This window comes from Levilactobacillus bambusae, assembly GCF_003124125.1.
Lineage (GTDB): Bacteria > Bacillota > Bacilli > Lactobacillales > Lactobacillaceae > Levilactobacillus > Levilactobacillus bambusae.
This window is the reverse complement of record NZ_QCXQ01000016.1, coordinates 1-1,169: the sequence shown is the minus strand read 5'-3', so window position 1 is coordinate 1,169 and position 1,169 is coordinate 1. Positions and strand designations below refer to the sequence as shown.

The following is a 1,169-nucleotide window of genomic DNA, read 5'->3' as shown; positions in this document are numbered from 1 at the left end:
TTGAATAGGACTATTAGGAAGCAACTCCCCCTTGTTTTCTAAAAACAGTCTTCTAGCTGTTTCAAAGTTTTCTATTCCTGTTTTATAGACCTGCCATTCATGTAATAAAGGCTCTACTCTTAAAGGAAGACCCGTAGCACAGACCACATACGAAGCCGTTTCTAAAGCTCTTGTGACTGCAGAAGATACGATTATTTCAGCTGACGAGAGTAAAGGATTTTTGCTCAATTTCTGGACTTGCTGCCGTCCCATCTCAGACAAGGGTGCCAAATCTATCCCAAATCCTATATAAGAACGCTCCTCTAACTCACGGTAATCTGGCTCCCCATGACGTACAAAGATAATCTTCATTCTAGTGCCCTGTCGATCCAAATCCACCAGTTCGAACGCCATCAGCTGCATCTCCATCTGCAATTAAGAAAGTAGCAAAAACAGCCTGGACAATACGTTCCCCAACTTCAAGAACAACCTCTTGGTCTGTGATATTCTTCATCTGCGCAAAAATATGCCCTTCATTTCCAGGATTTCCATAATAATCCCCATCAATGACCCCAACTGAGTTAATTAAAACCAAGCCCTTCTTACGAGGATTTGAAGAACGATCATAGAGGTAGAGAACCTCAGTCGGCTGCATATAAGCCTTAACCCCTGTCGGAACCAAGACAATCTCTCCTGGCGCAACAACTGTACGCACAGCAACCTTTAAGTCGTAACCAGCCGCATGCGCTGTCTCACGCTTGGGCAATAAATTTTCATCTGTAAAACTCGAAACCAATTCAAAACCACGAATTTTCATAATTTTCTCTTTTCTATTATCATTTATTCTAGATTATTCTATCTTATTTATTCGGAAAAAGCACGAAAAAAAGAGCACACAATTCAAATCGCTTAGGGCTGCTGGATTCCTCCCCTGACCCGCTTCACGCAGAACTGTTGCTCCACTATTTATTATATCACATTCCTATTCATTTTAAAAGCAAAATTATTTTTTCCGTCTATTTCTAAAAAAATCCTGCATGATAGCTGCGCATTCATCTTCCAAAATTCCTATTTCAACCTCCACACGATGATTGAGACGCTCATCTGTCAAGATATCGTACAAACTCCCAGCAGCGCCAAATTTCTGGTTTTTAGCCCCATAGACCACATTTGGAATGCGGGCAAGCCCA

At 41.4% G+C, this 1,169-nt stretch carries 3 protein-coding genes and 1 other RNA gene; all 4 read right to left on the bottom strand.

The window, feature by feature from the left end; translation table 11 throughout:
* Positions 1–351, bottom strand: a 351-nt coding sequence (locus DCM90_RS09645; RefSeq protein WP_165815269.1) for a histidine phosphatase family protein, incomplete at its 3' end; no start/stop codon positions are given.
* Position 352: 1 nt separating this feature from the next.
* Positions 353–796 carry a dUTP diphosphatase gene (locus tag DCM90_RS09640; RefSeq protein ID WP_000701992.1) on the bottom strand — a complete coding sequence of 148 codons (444 nt, stop codon included), beginning with the start codon at positions 794–796 and terminating at the stop codon, positions 353–355.
* A gap of 56 nt (positions 797–852) precedes the next feature.
* Positions 853–950: signal recognition particle sRNA small type (gene ffs, locus DCM90_RS09635), an RNA gene on the bottom strand.
* 32 nt (positions 951–982) lie between these two features.
* A partial coding sequence (locus DCM90_RS09630; protein WP_133244341.1) for a tRNA-specific adenosine deaminase occupies positions 983–1,169 on the bottom strand: 187 nt, incomplete at its 5' end.